The organism is Streptomyces sp. NPDC056361, assembly GCF_042262805.1.
GTDB lineage: Bacteria > Actinomycetota > Actinomycetes > Streptomycetales > Streptomycetaceae > Streptomyces.
Map to the genome: position 1 here is coordinate 1 of NZ_JBHJQI010000180.1, position 15,420 is coordinate 15,420.

Here is a 15,420-nt window from a genome sequence, read left to right on the forward strand (position 1 = left end):
TCCGTGCGTCGTGGCGCGGGTCAGCCGATGGGCAGGCCGCCCAGCGGCGCGGCGCCGAGGGCCTGGCCGGTGGGCAGGTTGCCGAGGCCGCCGCCGAGGGCGCCCCCGGTCGGCGCCTCGGCGCCCTCGGCGGCGGCGCCGGCGGTCTTGCCGACGACCTCGCCCGCGCTGCCGGCGGTGTCGCCGGCGACCTTCTGGGCGGCCGGGGTGGCGGTCTTGCCCGCCGCGCCGACGGCCTTGCCCGCGGCGGGGACGGCCGTGCCGACGGCCTGGCCGCCGGTGGCGCCGACGACGCCGGTGGTGGTCTGGGAGGCGCTGTCGACGGCGCCGCCCGCGCCGGCGGCGTCCAGGGCGGTGACACCGCCGAGGGCGCCGGTCGGGACGATGCCGTGGTCCAGGGCGCTCGCGGAGCCGGCCGCACCGACCACGGGGGCTGCTCCGGCCGCGATGAGGAGGGCGGCGCGGGCGATCCGACGGGTCAGGGGGAGGGACATGGTGCTCCTTCGACGAGGTGCGACGTGTTCGTTCGGACGCAGTGACAACCGGCTCCGGGGCGGGAGAGGTTGCGGAGGTCGAAGGTAAAGAGTTGGCAATGCGTCGTATTGTCGGGTGGGGAGGAAAACGGACGAACGCGTCATTGCGCAGTCATCTGCCGAACCGTCACTTCCCTTGCCCCATAAGGGACTTGAGGGGTTGGAAAGGCATACGGGAATTCCGGTGCGAAGGCGTCTCGAATTTCTCGCGCCCCGGACCGCGGGCATGCCACCGCCGAGTGAACGGCCGTACGCGTGACCGGCTACTGCGCGAGCCGGACGCGGACCGATTCCCCGCCGGAATTCCCGCCGGCCTTCCCGTCCGCCGCCCCGTCCGAGGCGAGCGGACCCGAGGACTTCGACCAGCCGCCGTCGGCCTCGCCCGCGCGCCACACCCGGCCCCGGTAGCCGACCTCCGCGACGCGCAGCTCGTCCGCCCGCGCCACCGCCCACTGCGCCAGCTCCCAGCCGCGCCGCTCGTCCGCCCCGGGAGCCGCACCCGACCCCGCCCGCACCGGCAGCGAGAGCACCACGGGCTCCGCCGCCGACCGGCCGGCGCTCGGACCGCCCGTCACCGCCTTGGGCGCCGCCTTCTCGCCGAAGGCGCGCACCAGCTCCGTGCGGAACCGCTCGGGATCCCCCGGAGGCCCCTCCACCTTGCTCGTCGTGCAGATCAGCGCCGCCGCCGACCGGCCCGTCAGCGCGGCCGACAGCAGCGTCGCGTCCGGCTCGTGCTTCGCGTACGCCTGCGGGAAACCGCTCCGCTGCACCTTCTGCGCCGCCACCGTCAGCGGCAGCCGCGAGTACCCGGGGACCTTCTCCAGGCCCTCGTAGAACTTCCCCGACGAGTAGACCGGGTCCATGATCTGGGCCCGCGTACCCCAGCCCTGGGACGGCCGCTGCTGGAACAGGCCCAGCGAGTCCCGGTCGCCGTGCTCGATGTTCCGCAGCGCCGACTCCTGCAGCGCGGTCGCCAGCGCGATCGTCACCGCCCGCTCCGGCAGCCCGCGGGTCGTGCCCACGGCCGAGATCGTCGCCGCGTTGGACGCCTGCTCGAGCGTGAACTCGTACTTGTTCGCACCGCTGCCCACCGTGCAGCGTGGCGCGCCCTTGCTCCCCGTCACCTGGTGGACGGCCACGTACGAGGCGAGGCCGAGGAGCACGGCGAAGGCGGCCGCGGAACGGGCGAGGCGGCCGCGACGGCGGGGGCGGGTGGGCTCGGACACGGGCCCACCGTACTGGAGGGCGCGTTAGGGTCGGCACATGGCAGACATCACCCCGCTCGACGGCCCCATCGACCTGTTCCAGGACGGGGCCGCGCTCACCGCCGCCCTCGTCGACTTCCCGTCCGTCAGCGGGACCGAGCAGCCGCTCGCGGACGCGATCGAGCAGGCCCTCCGCCTCCTGCCACACCTCACCGTCGACAGGTACGGCAACAACGTCGTCGCCCGCACCCGGCTCGGCCGCGGCGAGCGGGTCGTCCTCGCCGGCCACATCGACACCGTGCCGATCGCCGGCAACGTGCCCTCGCGGCTCGACGAGGACGGCATCCTGTGGGGCTGCGGCACCACCGACATGAAGTCCGGCGTCGCCGTCCAGCTCCGGATCGCCGCCACCGTCCCCGAGCCCAACCGCGACCTCACGTTCGTCTTCTACGACAACGAGGAGGTCGCCGCCGACCTCAACGGCCTCGGCAAGATCGCCGCCGCGCACCCCGACTGGCTCGAAGGCGACTTCGCCGTCCTCCTGGAGCCCTCCGACGCCCAGGTCGAGGGCGGCTGCCAGGGCACCCTCCGCGTCATCCTGCACACCGCCGGCGAGCGCGCCCACTCCGCGCGCTCCTGGATGGGCTCCAACGCCATCCACACCGCCGCCCCGATCCTCGCCCGCCTCGCCGCCTACGAGCCGCGCAAGCCGGTCATCGACGGCCTCCAGTACCACGAGGGCCTCAACGCCGTCGCGATCCAGGGCGGCGTCGCCACCAACGTCATCCCCGACGCCTGCACGGTCACCGTCAACTTCCGCTACGCCCCCGACCGCTCCCCGGCCGAGGCCCTGGCGTACGTCCGCGACTTCTTCGACGGCTGCGACATCGCCGAGTTCGTGATCGACGACGAGAGCCCCGGCGCCCTGCCCGGCCTCTCCCACCCGGCCGCCGAGGCCTTCATGAAGGCCGTCGGCGGCAGCGCGCAGCCCAAGTTCGGCTGGACCGACGTCGCCCGCTTCAGCGCCCTCGGCGTGCCCGCCGTCAACTACGGGCCCGGCGACGCCATCTACGCGCACAAGGTCAACGAGCACGTCGTCGTCGACCGGATCCACCACTGCGAGGCACGACTCCGCGACTGGCTGACTGCCTGACTTCCGTAATTTCGCGTTTCGTCACCTCTGTCGGCCTACTCTGACCGGACCAGAAGATCAGTTGACGGTCGAACGACGACTGATCGCCGATCGGCGGAGGGAGCAGGCCATGGGCATTCCCGAGGGAATGGCGAAGCCCGAGGAGCAGCGTCTCGGTCCGGTGCTGCGGCGCAGGGACCAGGTCCAGCCGGGGACGACGGACCAGCGGCTGCTCGACACCGAGGGCGACTCGGAGTGGGTGCACACCGACCCCTGGCGGGTCATGCGCATCCAGTCCGAGTTCGTCGAGGGCTTCGGAGCCCTCGCCGAACTGCCGAGCGCCATCAGCGTCTTCGGCTCCGCCCGCACGAAGCCGGACTCGCCCGAGTACGAGGCGGGCGTACGGATCGGCCGGGCGCTCGTCGAGGCCGGCTTCGCGGTCATCACGGGCGGCGGCCCCGGCGCCATGGAGGCGGCCAACAAGGGCGCCAGGGAGGCCAAGGGCGTCTCCGTCGGCCTCGGCATCGAGCTCCCCTTCGAGCAGGGGCTCAACCAGCACGTCGACATCGGCGTGAACTTCCGCTACTTCTTCGTCCGCAAGACGATGTTCGTGAAGTACGCGCAGGGCTTCGTCGTCCTCCCCGGCGGCCTCGGCACCCTCGACGAGCTCTTCGAGGCCCTCACGCTCGTCCAGACCCGCAAGGTCACCCGCTTCCCGATCGTGCTCTTCGGCACGGCGTACTGGAAGGGCCTCGTCGACTGGCTCCGCGACTCCGTCGTCGCCGGCGGCAAGGCCTCCGAACGCGACCTGCTCCTCTTCCACGTCACGGACGATGTGGACGAGGCGGTCGCGCTGGTGACGAAGGAGACCGGCAAGTAGGTCCGCTCCGGGGGCGCCGGATCCCGGCGCCCCCTCTCCCGCCCTACGCCAGCCCGCGCCGGGCCGCGGCCGGCGGGCGGTGTCCGGCGATGGACGCCACCATGTCGAGGACCTGGCGGGTCTCCGCGACCTCGTGCACCCGGTACACCCGCGCGCCCAGCCAGGCGGAGACGGCCGTCGTCGCCAGCGTCCCGAGGACCCGCTCCTTCACCGGCCGGTCCAGCGTCTCGCCCACGAAGTCCTTGTTCGACAGGGACACGAGCACCGGCCAGCCGGTCTCCGCCATCTCGCCGAGCCGCCGCGTCGCCTCCAGGCTGTGCCGGGTGTTCTTCCCGAAGTCGTGACCCGGATCGATCATGATCGCGTCCCGGCGGACGCCCAGCGCCGCCGCCCGCTCCGCCAGACCGACCGTCACGCGCAGGACGTCGGCCATCACGTCGTCGTACTCCACCCGGTGCGGCCGGGTCCGCGGCTCCGCGCCGCCCGCGTGCGTGCAGACGAGGCCGGCGCCGTACTTGGCGGCCACCTCCGCGAGGCCCGGGTCGACCCCGCCCCACGCGTCGTTGAGGACGTCCGCGCCGGCCTCGCAGACCGCCGCGCCGACATCGGCCCGCCAGGTGTCCACGCTGATCACCACGTCGGGGTGGCGCCTGCGGACCTCCGCGACGAACCCGACGGTGCGCCGCGCCTCCTCCTCGGCCGTCACCTCCTCGCCGGGGCCCGCCTTCACCCCGCCGATGTCGATGATCGCCGCCCCTTCGGCGACCGCCTGCTCGACCCGGGCGAGCGCGGGCTCGTCCCGGAACGTCGCGCCCTGGTCGTAGAACGAGTCCGGGGTCCGGTTCACGATCGCCATGATCACCGGCTCGTGCGGCCCGAATTCACGCCGTCCCAAGCGCAGCATCCCTTTTGTCCTCCCTCGCGTCCGTTCGCCTGTGACCCTAACCGTCGGTGGCGCATGGCACGATCGGCACGGGACGAATTCCACTCCGGGGAGAGGCGCGCAGGTGTTCTGGTTTCTGCTCATCACGATGGTCGTGGTCGTGGCCGCGGTGACCCTGGCCGTGGTCGGCGGCGGCGAGGGCGAGGTGCTGCCCGAGGTGGCGCCCGAGCAGCTCGTCGACCCCCTTCCGGCGGCCCGCCCGGTGGACCGCGCCGACGTCGAGGCGCTCCGCCTCCCCGTCGCCGTCCGCGGCTACCGGATGGCCGACGTCGACGACGTCCTCGTCCGGCTCGGGGCGGAGCTCGCCGAACGCGACGCGCGGATCGCCGAGTTGGAGGAGGCGCTCGCCGGCGCCGCCGGCGGGGACCGCGAAGGCGACCAGCCGTGACCGGCGAGGCGGTCCCCGGCCCCGACGGCCGGCTCCGCTGCCCCTGGGGCCTGTCCACCGAGGACTACGTGGCGTACCACGACGAGGAGTGGGGCCGCCCGGTCCACGGCGACGACGCCCTCTTCGAACGGCTCTGCCTGGAGGCCTTCCAGTCGGGCCTCTCCTGGATCACCATCCTGCGCCGCCGCGAGGGCTTCCGGCGGGCCTTCGCCGACTTCGAGATCGCGTCCGTCGCCGGCTTCGGCGAGGCCGACCGCGAGCGACTCCTTGCCGACGAGGGCATCATCCGCAACCGCGCCAAGATCGATGCCACCCTCGCCAACGCGAAGCTCCTCGCCGGCTGGACCCCGGGCGAACTCGACACCCTGATCTGGTCGTACGCCCCCGACCCGGCGACCCGCCCCGCCCCCCGTACGGTCGCCGACGTCCCCGCCGTCACCGACGAGTCCACGGCCCTCTCCAAGGCCCTGAAGAAGCGCGGCCTCCGCTTCATCGGCCCGACCACCGCCTACGCCCTCATGCAGGCGTGCGGCCTGGTCGACGACCATGTGACGGGGTGCGTGGCCCGGGGCGGAAGCCGACCCGGGCCGGTGGTTCCCGCCTGATCAGAAGACGTGGACACCCGTCGCGGAGTCGTACGAGGTGTCGGGCCGCGGGGCGCCGATCCCGCCGCGGCCGTTGCCCGGGTAGACGTACAGCCGGCCGTTGATCGTCCGCATGAGGTCGGACCTGCCGTCGCCCGTCACGTCCCCGACGGTGAGCAGCGCGTCGTTCGACGGCCAGGCGTACGGCAGCTTGGTGCGGGTGCCGAAGCCGCCGCGGCCGTTGCCCGGGTAGAGCCACAGGCCGCGGTAGCCGTCGCGGGCGACGAGGTCGGCCCTGCCGTCGCCGGTCATGTCGCCGGGTGCCACGAGCCGGTTCATGAAGTTCCAGCCGGTGCCGGCCTTCTTCCGGGCGCCGAACCAGCCGCGGCCGTTGCCGGGGTAGGTCCAGAGCACGCCCGCCGTGTCGCGGGCCACCAGGTCGCGCCGGCCGTCGCCGGTGACGTCGCCGACCGCCTCGATCTCCCGCAGGCCGTTCCAGCCGCCGCCGATCTTGATCCGGGGCTTGAACCAGCCCCGGCCGTTGCCGGGGTAGAGCCACAGGACGCCGGCCTTGTCGCGTGCGTAGACGTCCTCGGTGCCGTCGCCGTTGTGGTCGCCGTGCCGGACGAGCTCGGTCATGGCGCTCCAGCCGCTGCCGATGAGCGCGCCCTTGGTGTTCCAGTTCGCGTCCCGGACACCGTTGAGGAACCACAGCCGGCCGTCGTCCGCGCGCTCGACGAGGTCCGCGACGCCGTTGCCGTCGAGGTCGCCGAACTTCGACGCGGCGGGGAGGTCCGCCGGGCGGGGGTGGTCGGAGGAGCCCCAGTCCATCCAGCCGTGGCCGTTGAGGGCCTCCCACTGGGTGCTGCCCAGCCGGATCGAGCTGATCTTGTTGTCGAGCTCGGCGGACCAGGAGGCCCACCCCAGATCGGTGCCGGAGGGCTGGCGGGGATCGATGAGCATCCCGCCGCTCCCCGTGTAGCCGGCGTCGAGGTGGGCGACGGCCCACTTGTCGCTGCGGTTGATGAACGACGAGATCTTGTCGTTCCAGGTCCCCAAGGTGGGCCGGCTGGTCGAGATGATCTTCATCTCGCCGCCGTAGTTCGGGTACTGGAAGACGCAGAAGCTGCCCGAGGGGCAGCGGAACTCGTCGGCAGCCGCCGGGGGAGCGGCGGTCATCAGCGTCGCCAGGGAGGCTGCCGTGGTCACGGCGGCGGCCAGGGCGCGGCGGCCCCGGACGGTGCGGATCATGGATCGGAACCCGTTCGCGAAGAGGATCAGAAGACGAAGGTGGAGGGGCGGGCCGAGCCCAGCTCGCGCGGAGCCTGGAGGCGGCCGTCGGCGGCGCCCGGGTAGACCACGAGGGAGCCGCGGCTCCGGTCGTACCTGTCGCCGGGGCGGGGGCCGTGCGCGATCAGGTCGGGGCGGCCGTCGCCGGTGACGTCGCCGAGGCCGGCCAGCTCCCCGTGGGCGTTCCAGCCGCCGGTGCCGATGGCCTTGCGAGGGGCGAACCAGCCGCGGCCGTTGCCCGGGTAGAGCCAGAGCTTGCCCGCCGTGTCGCGGGCGACCAGGTCGGCCCTGCCGTCGGAGTCCATGTCCCCGGCGCCGACGAGCTCGTTCATGCCGCCCCAGCCGCCGCCGACCTTCTTGCGGGCGCCGAACCAGCCCCTGCCGTTGCCCGGGTACGTCCACAGGACGCCCGCGCCGTCGGTGGCGAGCAGGTCGGCCTTGCCGTCCCCGGTCAGGTCGCCGGCGGCCGCCAGGTCCCGCATGGTGTTCCAGCCGCCGCCGATCTCGCGGCGGGGCTTGAACGAGCCCTTGCCGTCGCCGGGGTAGAGCCAGAGCACGCCGGCCTTGTCGCGGGCGACGACGTCCTCGTTCAGGTCGCCGTCGTAGTCCCCGTGCCGGGTCAGCTTGCTCATGGCGTCCCAGCCGCTGCCGACGAGCCGGGTCCTGCCGGCGCTGTCGTAGTGGTGCGACGTCCACAGCTGGCTGATCAGGTTGCGGCCGAAGACGTCCACGTATCCGTCACGGTCGATGTCGCCGAAGGCCCCGGTCGCGGGCAGTCCGGCCGGCCGGGGCTTCACGCCGTTCCACACGACCGGGTACCGGCTCTCCTGGCCGCAGTAGTCGTCCGCCTCGGGGCCGATGTCCACGGAGCTGGCCGCCGCGTCGAGGCCGGGGTAGGCGCTCTCGTCGAACGATTCCGAGTGGTAGAAGTGCGCGGAGCCGTCGGGAACGAACCCCGGCTCCGGGTAGAAGCAGATCGAGTCGTACCCGCTCGCGTTGTTCACGAAGGACCGGATGTGGTTGTCCCAGGCGCCGAGCGAGGCCATCGGCCGGGTGATGACCAGCATGTCGCCCTGGTACAGCGGCTTGCTGAAGGCGCAGAACCGCCCCTCCGGACACCGGTCCCAGCCGTCCGAGGCGGCGGCCGGAGAAGACAGGGCGGTGGCGGACAGGCCGAGGGCCACACCCGCCGTGAGCGCGCCGCGAAGAAGGCGCGCGGAAGGGTTTGAACGCACGGAACCCCCCAGGTATGTGCGTACGGATGGTGAGCGGATCCTATAGACGCGCTCACCGTCCGTACGAACGGGTTCCCGTGCGGTCACCTGCCCAGGTAGACGGGCTTCTCCTTGGCGATGAAGGCGCGGACCGCGATCGTGTGGTCCTCGGAGGCGCCGGCGAGCGTCTGGAGCTCGTCCTCCTTCTCCAGGGCCTCGGCGAGCGAGTGGTCGGCGCCGTACGCGAGGGACTCCTTGAGCGCCGCGTAGGCCACCGTGGGGCCCTCCGCGAGGGTGCGGGCCACCTTCACGGCCTCGGCGGCGAGGTCGGCGGCGGGGACCAGGCGGTTCACGATGCCGAGCTCGTACGCCTCCTGGGCGCTGATCGAGCGCGGGAACAGCAGCAGGTCGGAGGCGCGGCTCGGGCCGATCAGCCGGGGCAGCGTCCAGGACATGCCCGAGTCGGCGGTGAGCGCGACGCCCGCGAAGGAGGTGTTGAAGGCGGCCGTCTCGGCGACGATCCGGTAGTCCGCCGCCAGCGCGAAGCCGAAGCCGGCGCCCGCCGCGACACCGTTCACGGCGGCCACGACGGGCTTCCGCATGCCGGTGAGCGCCTTGACGATCGGGTTGTAGTGGTCACGGACCGTGTTCATGGTCTGGCTCGTGCCGGACTCCCGGTCCGCGAGGAGCAGGCCCACGTGCTCCTTCAGGTCCTGGCCCACACAGAACGCCCGGTCGCCGGCCGCGGTGAGCAGCACCGCCCGAACGGCGGGGTCGGCCGCGGCCGTCTCCGCCGCGTCCCGGAGGGCGACTTTCGCGGCCACGTTCATCGCGTTCATGGCCTCGGGCCGGTTGAGCGTGATGGTGGCGAGACCCTCGCTCACCTCGTACAGCACCGTGTCGGCCATCGGGATCCCTTCGCCTCATTGCGTGGTTGACCAGCCCAGCATGGCGGAGATCACCCGCGCCGCACATGTGAGCTGCGTCAAAGAACGAAGCTTCCCAGCCGGACGCCGAGCGGCGAAGTATCGCAGGCCGGTCGCCGAATTGTGGGGTTTTGAGAGAGCGCGTTGCGCAAGCGATGCAGATCGATGTTGGTCATCGGGTCCTGTGATGCGGGATAATGACCTGGAAGCAATGTGTTCGAAGCCGGTGACGCGTGCTCCACATCAAGGAGCTGCCCGGCTGACGATGAGCTGGTTTCAGGAAGGGGAACAAGCATGGCGGCCATGAAGCCGCGGACGGGTGACGGCCCGCTCGAGGTGACCAAGGAGGGGCGGGGCATCGTCATGCGCGTACCGCTCGAAGGCGGCGGTCGGCTTGTCGTCGAGCTGACCCCGGGCGAGGCCGAGGCGCTGGGCGACGCCCTGAAGAAGGTCGTCGGCTGACCCGACCCTCCACGTATTCCATCCGCTGCCCCGGTACGGTCCGCCGTGCCGGGGCAGCGGTGCGTCCGGGCGCGAACGGGGCCGGGGGTGAGAGGGGCGGGACGGGAGGCTCGGGACGGGAGGCCGGGGCGTGGAACGGGGCCGGGATCCAGGCCGCGTACGGGCCTGGCGTGCGGGCCCGGTGTGCGGGGGCCCGGGCGGCGCGGGGGCGTCAGCCGCGCCGGACCGCGCAGAGCAGGCCGTCGCCGACCGGGAGGATCGACGCGATGAGGTCCTGGCTCTCGCGTACGGCCCGCAGCAGCTCGCGGATCCGCTGGACCTCGGGCGGCTGGGCCGCGGAATCGACCGTGCGGCCGTCCGCGAAGACGCCCTCGAAGCAGACGAGACCCCCAGGTCGCAGCAGGCGCAACGATTCAGCGAGGTAGTCCAGGTACTCCAGCCGGTCGCCGTCGCAGAACACCAGGTCGTACCCGCCGTCCGCGAGCCGCGGAAGGACGTCCAGGGCGCGGCCGGGGATGAACCGGGCCCGGTTGCCCGCGAAGCCCGCCGCCCGGAACGCCGTCTTGGCCAGCTGCTGCCGCTCCGGCTGGAGGTCCACCGTCGTCAGCACCCCGTCCGGCCGCATCCCGTGCAGCAGGTAGATGCCCGACACGCCCGTACCGGTGCCGATCTCCGCCACCGCCTTGGCGTCCGCCGTCGCGGCGAGCACCCGCAGCGCGCCACCGGTGGCGGGGGACACCGAGGGCAGCCCTGCCTCCCGGGCCCGCTCCCGGGCCCAGCGCAGAGCCTCGTCCTCGGCGACGAATGCGTCGGCGAACGACCAGCTCGTCTGCCGGTTGGCGGTAATGGCCCTCTCCTGTCCCCGTAGTTGACGCAACGGTGACTGTATCCGCTGACAGTGGGAACCCGCTGATGGGACCGGGCGTTCACCAGGGGAGAGACGCGCAGGAGGAAGCCGGGGGAGCCGGTTCCAAATTCGCGTAAAGATTCTTATCCGGAGCTAACGGGCGAGGTGGCTATGGTAGGGGCTCCACTGGACACCACCAGAGCCGACAGGGGAGGTGCGGCTGCGCCTGTGGATCGGGGAGGAGTGCTTCGGCGTCTTCTCAGGTCGGCGGGTGAGCCGAAATCCGTGACCGACACCGCTGACCGTTTCCGCACCACCGACTCCGCTCCCACCACCGCGACCTTCGCATCGGATGCGGAATCGCAGGCGTGGACCCCTCCCACCTGGGAGGAGATCGTCAGCACGCACAGTGGCCGGGTCTACCGCCTCGCCTACCGCCTGACGGGCAACCAGCACGACGCCGAGGACCTGACCCAGGAGGTCTTCGTCCGCGTCTTCCGCTCGCTGTCGACGTACACGCCGGGCACCTTCGAGGGCTGGCTCCACCGCATCACCACCAACCTCTTCCTCGACATGGTGCGCCGCAAGCAGCGCATCCGCTTCGACGCGCTCGCCGACGACGCCGCCGAAAGGCTGCCCAGCCGCGAGCCCTCGCCGCAGCAGGTGTTCAACGACACGCACTTCGACGCCGACGTGCAGCAGGCCCTGGACACCCTCGCGCCCGAGTTCCGCGCCGCGGTCGTCCTCTGCGACATCGAAGGACTGTCGTACGAGGAGATCGCCGCGACCCTCGGCGTGAAGCTCGGCACCGTCCGCAGCCGGATCCACCGCGGGCGCTCCCACCTGCGCAAGGCACTCAAGCACCGCTCGCCCGAGGCCCGGGCGGAGCGCGCGCTCGCCTCCGTCGGATGGGAGGCAGGGACAGCGTGAGCGGCACACGTCCCTCGTCGCCGACCCCCGCGGAACACCACCTGGGGGACCGGCTGGCCGCGCTCGTCGACGGCGAACTCGGCCACGACGCCCGCGAGCGGGTCCTCGCGCACCTCGCGACCTGCCCCCGCTGCAAGGCGGAGGCCGACGCCCAGCGCACCCTCAAGAGCGTCTTCGCCTCCGCGGCGCCCCCGCCGCTCTCGGAGGGCTTCCTCGCCCGGCTCCAGGGCCTCCCCGGCGAGCCGCCGGGCGGCTCCGGCGGCCCCAGAGGGCCCCTCGAAGAGCTGCTCGCCGGCGGAGTGAAGTCCGACGGCTTCGCCACCGCCGCGGTCGTCACCCCGGGCCAGGGCACGGCCGGCGGCACCGGCTTCCGCATCCACGACGTCGGCGACCGCGCCGGGACGTCCGGACGGGGCCGCCGTTTCGCCTTCGCCGCGGCCAGCGCGGTCTCGTTCGCCGCCATCGCCCTCGGCGGCACCCTGCCGATGGACACCTCGGTGAGCGCGGGCGCACGCGGCGGCCAGGGCACCGGCAGTGCGGTCACCCCGCTGCGCGCCTCCGGCACCACGGGCGGCGGCGGGAGTACGAGCCCCTCGTCACGCGGCACGCGCTCCGGCGAGCGCTACGGCGCCCAGTCCGTGGACACCGGGGCGCTGACACCGCAGGCCCCTGCGGGCGTGCCGCACGGGCCCGTCGCGGCGGCGCCCCCGGGCGCGGTCGCGCCGGGAGCGGTGCGCGTCGACGCCGCACCGCTGGTGGCCGTGGGGGTCCGCAACCCGGCCACGCAGTCGCTCCTCGCCCTGTCGCCGTTCGTCCGGCCGACCGCTCCGGCCCTCCGGCTGGCCTTCGCGCCCGACCCCGCCACGGGGCCGACGTCGACGGCCGTACCGCTCGTCGCCCGGCGCTGACCCGAGACCTGGTTGAATCCAGGGACACGGGCGCCCGACCCAGGGGCGCGGACGGGTCAGCGGTTGCGGGGAGAGCATGAACAACGGGAAGCCGAACTGGTGGAGCCGGCCGTCGAACGATCCGGAGGCGGCGCGGATACCCACGCCGCCGCCGGCCGAGGACGGCGACGGTGACTTTCCCCTGCCCGCACCCCAGCCGTCCGCGGCGCCCGACCCGGCCGTCCCGGCCGAGCCCCGGTCGGCCGCCGACCTGACGGAGACGGCGCCGACGGCCGAGTTCGCGGTGACGGAGCCGCAGCCCCTCAGGGCCGAGCCCCTCCCGGCCGGGACTCCCGCGGCGCCGGCCCCGTCGTCCGGGCCCGAGCCCGAGCCCGCGCCGGCCGTCGAGCTGACGAAGTCCGTACCGGCGCCCGACGCCGACGCGGCGTGGACCGAGCCCGCCGCCGTGCCCGCGGCGGACGAGGACCGGCCCGCGGCGGCGCAGCCGCTGCACGCCCCCGACGAGTACCGCACGCCGCCCTACGGGGAGCCGGGGCCGTGGGCGCCCGCGCCGCCCGTGCAGCGCCCGCCGGCCCCCGTACCGCCGCAGCAGCAGGCGGCCGTGCCGCCGACGGCGCCGCACCCGCAGCCCCCGTCGCACCCGCAGCCGCAGCCGCAGCCGCACCCGCAAGGGCCCGTGCCGCCGCAGGGCGGCGGGTCGCCCTGGGTGCAGTACGACCCGTGGGGGGCCGGCGGGCCCGGGTTCGCGTTCGAGCCGGCGCCCGCGAAGAAGTCCCGCAAGGGCCTCGCGGTCGCGGGCGCGCTCGTCTTCGCCCTGATCACCGGCGTCGTCGGCGGCGGGATCGGCGCGTACGTCGAGCGCAACGGCGGCCTCACCACCGTCGAGCTGCCGCAGGCCGAGGCCGGCGACACCGACCGCGCCCCGGACAGCGTCGCCGGGATCGCCGCGAGCGCCCTGCCCGGCGTGGTCACCCTGCACGTCCGGGGCAACGGCTCCTCCGGCACCGGCACCGGCTTCGTCCTGGACACCAAGGGCCACATCCTCACCAACAACCACGTCGTCGACGGGGCTGCGTCCTCCGAGGACATCTCGGTCACCTTCTCCAGCGGCGAGACGGCCCGCGCCAAGCTCATCGGCAAGGACGCCGGCTACGACCTGGCCGTCGTCCAGGTCACCGGCGTCTCCGGCCTCAAGCCGCTGCCGCTCGGCAACTCCGACAACGTGCGGGTCGGCGACCCCGTGGTCGCCATCGGCGCCCCCTTCGACCTCTCCAACACGGTCACCTCCGGCATCATCAGCGCCAAGGAGCGCCCGATCACCGCCGGCGGCGAGAAGGGCGACGGCAGCGACGTCAGCTACGTCGACGCGCTCCAGACCGACGCCCCCATCAACCCCGGCAACTCCGGCGGCCCGCTCCTCGACTCCAAGGCCCGGGTCATCGGCATCAACAGCGCGATCCGCGCCGCCGGCGGCGGCTCCGGCGAGGGCGAGGGCGCCGGCGCGAGCCAGCCCGGCTCCATCGGCCTCGGCTTCGCCATACCGATCAACCAGGGCAAGCGCGTCGCCGAGGAGCTCATCAACACCGGCAAGGCGACCCACCCCGTCATCGGCGTGAGCCTCGACATGCAGTTCAACGGCGACGGCGCCCGCGTCGGCGAGAAGGGCAAGGACGGCTCCGCCTCCGTCACCGCCGGCGGCCCGGCCGCCAAGGCGGGGCTGCGACCGGGAGACGTCATCACCAAGGTCGACGGCCAGCGGGTGCACAACGGCGAGGAGCTCATCGTGAAGATCCGCGCCCACCGCCCCGGCGACAAGCTGGAGCTCACCCTGACCCGCAACGGCAAAGAGCTGACAAAGACGTTGACCCTGGGCTCGTCGCAGGGCACCTGAGGGCCATGTGATGGATGCCGCAAGGTACCCGTGGGGCAGTTTCGGCGGGTACCTTGGACCGGGCCCTGGACCGGCGTGAAGGAGCTACTAAGTGTTCAGCGACATAGGCGCACTCGAGCTGGTGGCTCTTGTGGTGCTCGCCGTGCTCGTCTTCGGGCCGGAGAAGCTCCCGAAGGTGATCCAGGACGTCTCGCGTTTCATCCGGAAGGTCCGTGACTTCTCGGACAGCGCGAAGGAGGACATCCGCAGCGAGCTGGGGCCGGAGTTCAAGGACTTCGAGTTCGAGGACCTCAACCCCAAGACGTTCCTCCGCAAGCAGATGGAGCAGAACGACGACCTGCGGGAGCTCAAGGAGCTGCGGGGCAGCTTCGACCTCAAGAAGGAGATGAACGAGGTCGCCGACGCCGTCCACGGCCGCGCGAGCGCGCCCGCCGCGGTCAACGGCTCCCCGGTCAACGGCACTCCGGACCTCCTCAAGAAGCAGGACAAGCCGGACACCGGCGAGCGTCCGCCGTACGACTCCGACGCGACCTGACGACGGGCTGTCACCGACCGGACGCGTCCGGGTGGCTATCCTCCCTCTGTTGACGGAACGAGGAGGCGGCCGAGATGGAGACCACGAGTCGGGCGGAGGGCGTGCCCACGGCCCGGCGGACCGCCGAGGGCTACCTGAGCGCGTCCTTCGCCTGGTACGGCCTGGACGAGGCGTTCACCGGCCCCCGGCGGCTGATGCAGGTCGGCACGGCGGCGGACGGCAGCGTGCAGCACGGGTCGACCGGGCACGGTGACACGCCGTCCATAAAGTCGGACGCGAGCGGCGTGGAGAAGGAGCGCTTCGCCGTCGTCGTGACGGTCGCGGCGAGCCCGGTGCGGCGCACCGGCGACGGCACGGGCGTCCTCGACGCCACCACGGTCTCGTCCGCCGCCTGGCTGGCCGGTTCCGGACTGCTCGTCCACACCTGGCCCGCGTCGCTCGACCACGCGACGCGCGACAACTGGCTGGACCAGCAGACCGAGACCGCCTTCGAACTCGCCGACGACCTCACCGGTCCCGCCTGGTCGACGCTGTCGCTGCCGGTGGACGGCGTGCCGGTGCCGTTCCACTACCGGGAGTCGGAGTTCGGCTGGGTCCTCGCGGGGTCCGCCCCCGGGGTCCACATCGGGGCGTACGGGCGGGGGATGAGCGCGTACGGGCTCGGTTTCTCCCAGATCAAGGACCTCGACGCCTACGCGTGACGGCATGACGCCCGACGCCTGACGGCATGACGAAGGGGCGCCCCGGAACTC

The 15,420-nt window shown here is 73.1% G+C and carries 17 protein-coding genes; 10 read left to right on the plus strand and 7 right to left on the minus strand.

The window, feature by feature from the left end:
* Positions 1-20 precede the first annotated feature (20 nt).
* Both ACFCY7_RS36000 and ACFCY7_RS36005 read right to left on the minus strand, forming a co-directional pair.
* Entirely contained in the window at positions 21-494 is a 474-nt protein-coding gene (locus ACFCY7_RS36000; protein WP_376490287.1) for an ATP-binding protein, read from the minus strand.
* 302 nt (positions 495-796) lie between these two features.
* Positions 797-1,759 (minus strand): hypothetical protein, encoded by a 963-nt coding sequence (locus ACFCY7_RS36005; protein ID WP_376490288.1) that lies wholly within the window; start codon positions 1,757-1,759, stop codon positions 797-799.
* A gap of 37 nt (positions 1,760-1,796) precedes the next feature.
* On the opposite strand from ACFCY7_RS36005, the gene dapE reads away from it, so the two are divergent.
* Positions 1,797-2,891, plus strand: a complete 1,095-nt coding sequence (dapE, locus tag ACFCY7_RS36010) for a succinyl-diaminopimelate desuccinylase (RefSeq protein WP_376490289.1) — start codon at positions 1,797-1,799, stop codon at positions 2,889-2,891.
* Between the two features lie 109 nt (positions 2,892-3,000).
* Positions 3,001-3,750, plus strand: a complete 750-nt coding sequence (locus ACFCY7_RS36015; protein WP_376490290.1) for a TIGR00730 family Rossman fold protein — start codon at positions 3,001-3,003, stop codon at positions 3,748-3,750.
* Positions 3,751-3,793: 43 nt separating this feature from the next.
* Here ACFCY7_RS36015 and folP read toward each other — a convergent pair whose 3' ends face one another.
* Entirely contained in the window at positions 3,794-4,654 is an 861-nt protein-coding gene (folP, locus tag ACFCY7_RS36020) for a dihydropteroate synthase (protein ID WP_376490291.1), read from the minus strand.
* Positions 4,655-4,757: 103 nt separating this feature from the next.
* Here folP and ACFCY7_RS36025 point away from each other — a divergent pair, with 103 nt between their 5' ends.
* Both ACFCY7_RS36025 and ACFCY7_RS36030 read left to right on the plus strand, forming a co-directional pair.
* On the plus strand, positions 4,758-5,081 hold the full coding sequence (locus tag ACFCY7_RS36025; RefSeq protein WP_376490292.1) for a hypothetical protein: 324 nt from the start codon (positions 4,758-4,760) through the stop codon (positions 5,079-5,081).
* Positions 5,078-5,686: a DNA-3-methyladenine glycosylase I gene (locus tag ACFCY7_RS36030; RefSeq protein ID WP_376490293.1), complete on the plus strand. Its 609-nt coding sequence runs from the start codon at positions 5,078-5,080 to the stop codon at positions 5,684-5,686. The genes ACFCY7_RS36025 and ACFCY7_RS36030 overlap by 4 nt, the downstream gene beginning before the upstream one ends.
* Here the strand turns inward: ACFCY7_RS36030 and ACFCY7_RS36035 are convergent, their stop codons facing one another.
* The 3 genes from ACFCY7_RS36035 to ACFCY7_RS36045 all read right to left on the minus strand — a co-directional run bounded on the left by ACFCY7_RS36035 (position 5,687) and on the right by ACFCY7_RS36045 (position 9,077).
* Positions 5,687-6,916, minus strand: coding sequence for an FG-GAP-like repeat-containing protein (locus ACFCY7_RS36035; RefSeq protein ID WP_376490294.1), 1,230 nt, complete (start codon positions 6,914-6,916; stop codon positions 5,687-5,689). It abuts the gene before it with no gap.
* 26 nt (positions 6,917-6,942) lie between these two features.
* Positions 6,943-8,190 (minus strand): FG-GAP-like repeat-containing protein, encoded by a 1,248-nt coding sequence (locus ACFCY7_RS36040; RefSeq protein ID WP_376490295.1) that lies wholly within the window; start codon positions 8,188-8,190, stop codon positions 6,943-6,945.
* An 83-nt stretch (positions 8,191-8,273) separates the two neighbouring features.
* Positions 8,274-9,077 (minus strand): enoyl-CoA hydratase/isomerase family protein, encoded by an 804-nt coding sequence (locus ACFCY7_RS36045; protein ID WP_376490296.1) that lies wholly within the window; start codon positions 9,075-9,077, stop codon positions 8,274-8,276.
* Between the two features lie 312 nt (positions 9,078-9,389).
* On the opposite strand from ACFCY7_RS36045, the gene ACFCY7_RS36050 reads away from it, so the two are divergent.
* On the plus strand, positions 9,390-9,557 hold the full coding sequence (locus ACFCY7_RS36050; RefSeq protein WP_017239934.1) for a DUF3117 domain-containing protein: 168 nt from the start codon (positions 9,390-9,392) through the stop codon (positions 9,555-9,557).
* A 211-nt stretch (positions 9,558-9,768) separates the two neighbouring features.
* Here the strand turns inward: ACFCY7_RS36050 and ACFCY7_RS36055 are convergent, their stop codons facing one another.
* Positions 9,769-10,434 carry an O-methyltransferase gene (locus tag ACFCY7_RS36055; RefSeq protein ID WP_376490297.1) on the minus strand — a complete coding sequence of 222 codons (666 nt, stop codon included), beginning with the start codon at positions 10,432-10,434 and terminating at the stop codon, positions 9,769-9,771.
* A 141-nt stretch (positions 10,435-10,575) separates the two neighbouring features.
* On the opposite strand from ACFCY7_RS36055, the gene sigE reads away from it, so the two are divergent.
* From sigE to ACFCY7_RS36080, 5 genes are all read left to right on the plus strand, one after another.
* Entirely contained in the window at positions 10,576-11,334 is a 759-nt protein-coding gene (gene sigE, locus ACFCY7_RS36060) for an RNA polymerase sigma factor SigE (protein ID WP_078623434.1), read from the plus strand.
* Positions 11,331-12,242 (plus strand): zf-HC2 domain-containing protein, encoded by a 912-nt coding sequence (locus tag ACFCY7_RS36065; RefSeq protein ID WP_376490298.1) that lies wholly within the window; start codon positions 11,331-11,333, stop codon positions 12,240-12,242. Before sigE ends, ACFCY7_RS36065 begins: the two co-directional genes overlap by 4 nt.
* Before the next feature lie 76 nt (positions 12,243-12,318).
* Positions 12,319-14,133 carry a trypsin-like peptidase domain-containing protein gene (locus ACFCY7_RS36070; protein ID WP_376490299.1) on the plus strand — a complete coding sequence of 605 codons (1,815 nt, stop codon included), beginning with the start codon at positions 12,319-12,321 and terminating at the stop codon, positions 14,131-14,133.
* Between the two features lie 91 nt (positions 14,134-14,224).
* Entirely contained in the window at positions 14,225-14,668 is a 444-nt protein-coding gene (locus tag ACFCY7_RS36075; protein ID WP_376490300.1) for a sec-independent translocase, read from the plus strand.
* 74 nt (positions 14,669-14,742) lie between these two features.
* Positions 14,743-15,369 (plus strand): hypothetical protein, encoded by a 627-nt coding sequence (locus tag ACFCY7_RS36080; protein WP_376490301.1) that lies wholly within the window; start codon positions 14,743-14,745, stop codon positions 15,367-15,369.
* Positions 15,370-15,420: the final 51 nt, after the last annotated feature.

What these genes read in the sequence shown, in the direction of transcription:
- ACFCY7_RS36000 (WP_376490287.1), bottom strand. Translation starts at nt 494, where the DNA reads ATGTCCCTCCCCCTGACCCGTCGGATCGCCCGCGCCGCCCTCCTCATC.
- dapE (WP_376490289.1), top strand. Translation starts at nt 1,797, where the DNA reads ATGGCAGACATCACCCCGCTCGACGGCCCCATCGACCTGTTCCAGGAC.
- ACFCY7_RS36015 (WP_376490290.1), top strand. Translation starts at nt 3,001, where the DNA reads ATGGGCATTCCCGAGGGAATGGCGAAGCCCGAGGAGCAGCGTCTCGGT.
- folP (WP_376490291.1), bottom strand. Translation starts at nt 4,654, where the DNA reads ATGCTGCGCTTGGGACGGCGTGAATTCGGGCCGCACGAGCCGGTGATC.
- ACFCY7_RS36035 (WP_376490294.1), bottom strand. Translation starts at nt 6,916, where the DNA reads ATGATCCGCACCGTCCGGGGCCGCCGCGCCCTGGCCGCCGCCGTGACC.
- ACFCY7_RS36045 (WP_376490296.1), bottom strand. Translation starts at nt 9,077, where the DNA reads ATGGCCGACACGGTGCTGTACGAGGTGAGCGAGGGTCTCGCCACCATC.
- ACFCY7_RS36050 (WP_017239934.1), top strand. Translation starts at nt 9,390, where the DNA reads ATGGCGGCCATGAAGCCGCGGACGGGTGACGGCCCGCTCGAGGTGACC.
- sigE (WP_078623434.1), top strand. Translation starts at nt 10,576, where the DNA reads ATGGTAGGGGCTCCACTGGACACCACCAGAGCCGACAGGGGAGGTGCG.
- ACFCY7_RS36070 (WP_376490299.1), top strand. Translation starts at nt 12,319, where the DNA reads ATGAACAACGGGAAGCCGAACTGGTGGAGCCGGCCGTCGAACGATCCG.
- ACFCY7_RS36080 (WP_376490301.1), top strand. Translation starts at nt 14,743, where the DNA reads ATGGAGACCACGAGTCGGGCGGAGGGCGTGCCCACGGCCCGGCGGACC.